This is a genomic window from Anaerococcus sp. mt242 (assembly GCF_016798225.1).
In the GTDB taxonomy this organism is placed as follows: Bacteria; Bacillota; Clostridia; order Tissierellales; family Peptoniphilaceae; genus Anaerococcus.
The window spans coordinates 1-5,322 of sequence record NZ_JAEUYX010000034.1; the positions used below are offsets into that span (position 1 = coordinate 1).

The 5,322-nt window shown below is 34.9% G+C and carries 4 protein-coding genes; 3 read left to right on the top strand and 1 reads right to left on the bottom strand.

Features of this window, described 5'->3' with window-relative positions; translation table 11 throughout:
- Window positions 1-79 precede the first annotated feature (79 nt).
- Window positions 80-1,333 carry a helix-turn-helix transcriptional regulator gene (locus JNO63_RS08420; RefSeq protein ID WP_203128508.1) on the bottom strand — a complete coding sequence of 418 codons (1,254 nt, stop codon included), beginning with the start codon at window positions 1,331-1,333 and terminating at the stop codon, window positions 80-82.
- A gap of 256 nt (window positions 1,334-1,589) precedes the next feature.
- Here JNO63_RS08420 and JNO63_RS08425 point away from each other — a divergent pair, with 256 nt between their 5' ends.
- The 3 genes from JNO63_RS08425 (at window position 1,590) to argF (ending at window position 5,231) form a co-directional block, all read left to right on the top strand.
- Window positions 1,590-3,122: an alanine/glycine:cation symporter family protein gene (locus JNO63_RS08425; protein ID WP_203128509.1), complete on the top strand. Its 1,533-nt coding sequence runs from the start codon at window positions 1,590-1,592 to the stop codon at window positions 3,120-3,122.
- A gap of 42 nt (window positions 3,123-3,164) precedes the next feature.
- Window positions 3,165-4,100, top strand: a complete 936-nt coding sequence (arcC, locus tag JNO63_RS08430; RefSeq protein ID WP_203128510.1) for a carbamate kinase — start codon at window positions 3,165-3,167, stop codon at window positions 4,098-4,100.
- Window positions 4,101-4,226: 126 nt separating this feature from the next.
- Complete coding sequence (gene argF, locus JNO63_RS08435; RefSeq protein WP_203128511.1) at window positions 4,227-5,231, top strand: ornithine carbamoyltransferase; 1,005 nt, start codon at window positions 4,227-4,229, stop codon at window positions 5,229-5,231.
- Window positions 5,232-5,322: the final 91 nt, after the last annotated feature.

A 5,322-nucleotide genomic window follows, 5' to 3' on the forward strand; every position in this document is an offset into this window, starting at 1 on the left:
CATGAAAAAAACCCCTCAATCCATATTCCGGATTTTGGGGTTCAGCTCATTTTTAGGAATGATTTTTGTTTTGGCAAATTTATACATTTACCAATTGGTAATTTATTTTCTTTCTAAAATCGTTTGGATTTATTTTGTAAATTTTCTTAAAATTTCTGTAAAAGGTCTTGGTTGTATTAAAGCCAACTTTGTAGGCGATTACTGAGACCAAATCATCTGTTTGTAGCAAAAGTCTTGCAGCATTTATAACCATCATGTAGTTGATGTACTCATCAAAAGACTTGTCCACATAAAATTTTAGTGACTTATTTAGACTGTTTGGAGTAATGTCAAATTTATCGCAAATTTGATCTATATCTAAATCTGTATAATAATTTTTGACCAAAAAACCTATGATTTCAGCCATCTGATTGTAGTCTATGACTTGGTCACTATTTTCTATTGTATGATAGGAATTTTTATAATCTTTTGAATTAAGCCCTGTTTTGGCCTTAAAAAATTTTAGAAGATGGGAGGCATCTTTAAATCCCAAAATGACTGAAAGTTCTTCCAAGCTTTTCTCAGAAAAATTTAGATAGCCCATCAGTTTTGTAAGCTTCATCAAGGATGTAAGGCTAGTAAAAGTTAGGCCAATTTCTTCTTTGATGTATTTTGAAATGTTTGACTCGGATAGGTAGAAAATATGGGCTAGCCTTGATAGAGTCAATTTTTCGTCCAAATGGGTCCATATATAGTGGAAAATTTCTATTTTGTTATACTTTTGGAGTTTTTTTTTACCCTGGCCTGCCGATTTTTCAAAAATTAGGGAAAGTTCCATCAGCTTTATGCATATCATTTGATTGGCATAGGTCTTGCCGTTTTTAAATGCGTTAAGCTCTTGGTTGAGGGTTTTTATTATAGATTCTACAGTTTTTTTATCATCCTCGTTTAAAATCACATAGGCATTTTCTGATATAGAATTTGCAATTTGCATGGCTGAACCAAACATTTCGTTGGTCTTTTTTAAGAAAATGTTTATAAGCTCTATATCAAAAACAATTACATCAAGCTCGATAGGCTCTCTTACTTCCATAATTTGAGTGTAGTACCAGGGTAATATTCCCACAAGCATGCCCTCTTTTAGGGTGTAGTCTTCGCCTTGGATATTAAAAACTGCCTCTCCTTTGCGTAGATACCAAAATCTAGCGTTGGTATGAAGGAGGGGATCTGTGGCAAGCGAGCAAATCTCATTTCCCATGTCTATTAAAACTGATTGGTTAAAATCCGCTTGAAAATATGTTGATTCATCTTGGATATTTGTTTGATTTTTAATACTAATCCCTCCTTTTTTCATTTAATACTATATACTATTATATCATATTTTGTTAGATTAAAGCATAAAAATATCGGGTCAAAGTCTGTGAAATACTCATCAGTGCCATATTTATAAATTTTAATTAGTGATATTTTGTGAAAACATTTGCCTTAAATTTACAATTTTTTTGGCAGAATATGTCCCATATCTATTTTTCATTATGATATACTTTTATCAAGATGATGGTTTGTAAATATTTATAAGTCATATAGAACTTATAAAAAAGGAGAAAATTATGTTAGATACTATATCACGCTTTACTGATTGGTTGTGGAGCTGGCCTCTATTAGTATTATTAATGGGGGGCGGATTGCTTCTTTCTATCAGAACAGGATTTTTCCAAGTGCGTCATTTTGGCTACATAATGAGCCAAACTTTTGGAAAAATGTTTTCCAAAGACAATCAAGGTGATGGAACAGTTTCTGCTTTCCAAGCTATGACAACAGCACTTGCTTCATCAATAGGGGCTGCAAATATCGTAGTAGCACCTACAATTATTTTCATTGCAGGACCTGGAGCAATATTCTGGATGTGGATTGCTGCAATCATTGGTCAAGCAACAAAATTCTCTGAAGTAGCACTTTCTATCAAATATAGAGAGCTAAACGCAGAGGGAGAACACGTTGGTGGATGTTCATACATGCTAAAAAATGGTCTAAAAGGCAATCTTGGTAAAGTCCTAGGTTCCTTTGCAGCATTTTTCTTTATGATAGAAATTCTTCCATCAATCACACTTCAAACTTTATCAGCCGTTAACCCAATCCAAAGTGTATTTAAACCACTTGCAGTAGATGAACTAGTTGCTAAAAGAATTGCTATTATTGGTATTTTTATTCTAGTATCTATAGTTGTATTTGGTGGGGTAAAACAAATTGGTAAGGTAACTGAAAAACTAGTTCCAATCATGGCAGCATTTTACATTATATGTGGACTAATGATTATAATTATGCACATTGGCGAAGTACCAGCAGCATTTAGCCACATTATTCAAGGTGCATTTGATCCTAAGGCTGTTATGGGTGGTGTAAGTGGTATTGCACTTTCAAAAGTAATTTCCCAAGGGGTAGCTCGTGGGGTTTACTCAAACGAAGCTGGTATGGGTTCTGCAGGTTATGGACACGCTGCAGCTACAACAGACCACCCTGCTAGACAAGGTCTTTGGGGAGTATTTGAAGTATTTGCTGATACTATCGTAGTATGTACAATTTCATCACTTGTAGTAATCCTTACAGGCACATGGCAACCAGGCATGAGTGAAGCTGACATGGCTGCAGTTAGATCAATCGCTGTAGAAAGATCATTTAACACACTATTTGGCCAATGGGGATCAGTAATTATCTCAATCTGCTTATTCCTATTCGTACTTTCAACAATCATAGTAATCGTATTTTACTGTGAAAAACAAGCTGAGTATTTATTTGGAACAAAAGTGGGTAAAATCATGAGGGTAGTTGCATCACTTATGATACTTGCAGCATTATTCATCTCATTTGACAATGCTGGAGTATTCCTTGACTTTACACTAGGACTTGTAGTAATACCAAACTTGATAGGTCTGATAATGATGAGTGGCGAAGTAAAAGAAATCGCCGATGACTTCTTTAAATCAGACAAATATTACAGACTAGATACTGGAAAAGTAAAAGCAACAACTACAACTAGACCAGTAGAAGAAAAAGTCACAACAACTACAACAACAAAAACCAAAGAAGTTTCAGAAGGTGAAACTTTAACATTTGAATCAGACGATGATTCATTAAACAAATAGTATAAATTATTTACAAACCATTATTAACTTTCAGGAGGATACATGAAATCAATCGTAGTAGCCCTAGGTGGAAATGCCCTAGGAAATAGCCCAAAAGAACAATTAGAAGCTGTAAAAGGTTCATCAAAATCAATTGCAGATATCATCGAAACATATGATAAAGTAGCAGTAGTTCATGGAAATGGACCACAAGTAGGAGTAATCAATCTTGCATTATCCTTAGCAGCAAAAGAAGACTCAACAATCCCAGAATTCCCATTAGTGGAATGTGTGGCAATGAGTCAAGGCTATATAGGATATCACCTACAACAAGCTATCGAAAATGAATTAGCAACTCGAAATATAGACAAAAAAGTAGCAACAGTAGTAACACAAGTTGAAGTAGATCCAAAAGACCCAGCATTTGAAAATCCAACAAAACCAATAGGTAACTTCTACACAGAAGAAGAAGCAGATGCAATTAGCAAAAAAGATGGATACACATTTAAAGAAGATGCAGGTCGTGGATTTAGAAGAGTAGTTCCAAGTCCAAAACCACAAAGAATAGTAGAACTATCAACAGTGACAAACCACCTAGACAATGATGGTGTAGTAGTTACAGGTGGTGGTGGCGGTATCCCAGTTCTAAATGAAAATGGCGAACTAAAAGGGGTAGATGCAGTAATCGATAAAGACTTTGTAGCAAGCAGAATCTCATCAGACATCGGAGCAGATACACTATTAATACTAACAGCCGTAGATACAGTATATATTAACTTTGGTAAAGAAAACCAAGAAGAACTTCGTGAAATCACAGTAAGTGAAATCAAAAAACACATCGAAGACAATCAATTCCATGCTGGCTCAATGCTACCAAAAGTAGAAGCATGTATCAAATTTATCGAAGAAAATCCAAACGGAACAGCAATCATCACATCTCTTGAAAAAGCAGCATATGCCCTATCAGGAGAAGTAGGAACAAAAATCATAAACGGCTAAGCCACCCTTGATTAAAAGTAAAATAGCTGGGTAACAAAATAAAGGTAACACGCTTATAAAATGCAATATAAAGCATTTTGTAATATATATTAAGTAATATTTTAGAAAGTATAAAGGAGATTTAAAATGGGAGTTAACTTAAGAGGACGTAATTTAATGGCAATAAAAGACTTCACAGAAGATGAAGTACTTTACCTAATCCAACTATCAGAACAATTCAAAAGATTAAAACTGGCAGGAACACCACACAAATACCTAGAAGGTAAAAACATCGCACTATTATTCGAAAAAACATCAACAAGAACAAGATGTTCATTCGAAGTAGCGGGATATGACCTAGGAATGGGAGTAACATACCTAGATCCAGGTTCAAGCCAAATGGGTAAAAAAGAATCAATCGCAGATACAGCAAAAGTATTAGGTAGATTCTACGATGGTATTGAATACAGAGGATTTGACCAAGACTTAGTAGAAGAACTTGGAGCAAACGCTGGAGTACCAGTATGGAATGGTCTTACAGATAAATGGCACCCAACACAAATGATCGCTGATATGCTTACAATCAAAGAAAACTTTGGTAAATTAAGAGGAATCAACTTTGTATACATGGGCGACTGCAGAAACAACATGGGTAACTCACTAGCAGTAACATGTGCAAAACTAGGTGTTAACTTCGTAGGATGCGGTCCAAAAGACCTATGGCCAGAAGAAGACGTACAAGAATTAGCACGTGAATTTGCAGAAGTACACGGATCAAAAGTACACTTTACAGAAGATGTAAAAGAAGCAACAACAGATGCTGACGTAATCTACACAGATATTTGGGTATCAATGGGAGAACCAGAAGAAGTTTGGGAACAAAGAATTGAACAACTTCACCCATACCAAGTAAACAAAGAAGTAATGAACAATGCAAAAGATACAGCAATCTTCATGCACTGCCTACCATCATTCCACGATTTAAACACAACAATTGGTAAAGAAATCAATGACAAATTTGGTGACAAATACGAACTAAATGGTCAAGAAGTTTCTGAAGAAGTATTCTTATCACACCAATCAAAAGTATTTGATGAAGCAGAAAACAGAATGCATACAATCAAAGCAATCATGTATGCTACACTTAAATAATTAGTTTATAAATAAACGTTAAAAAAACCCCGGGAAAAATGAACTGACCCCTTAAAGTTGGACCTAATCAACTTAAGGAGGTCAGTTTTTT

What these genes read in the sequence shown, in the direction of transcription:
- argF (WP_203128511.1), top strand. Translation starts at nt 4,227, where the DNA reads ATGGGAGTTAACTTAAGAGGACGTAATTTAATGGCAATAAAAGACTTC.
- JNO63_RS08425 (WP_203128509.1), top strand. Translation starts at nt 1,590, where the DNA reads ATGTTAGATACTATATCACGCTTTACTGATTGGTTGTGGAGCTGGCCT.
- arcC (WP_203128510.1), top strand. Translation starts at nt 3,165, where the DNA reads ATGAAATCAATCGTAGTAGCCCTAGGTGGAAATGCCCTAGGAAATAGC.
- JNO63_RS08420 (WP_203128508.1), bottom strand. Translation starts at nt 1,333, where the DNA reads ATGAAAAAAGGAGGGATTAGTATTAAAAATCAAACAAATATCCAAGAT.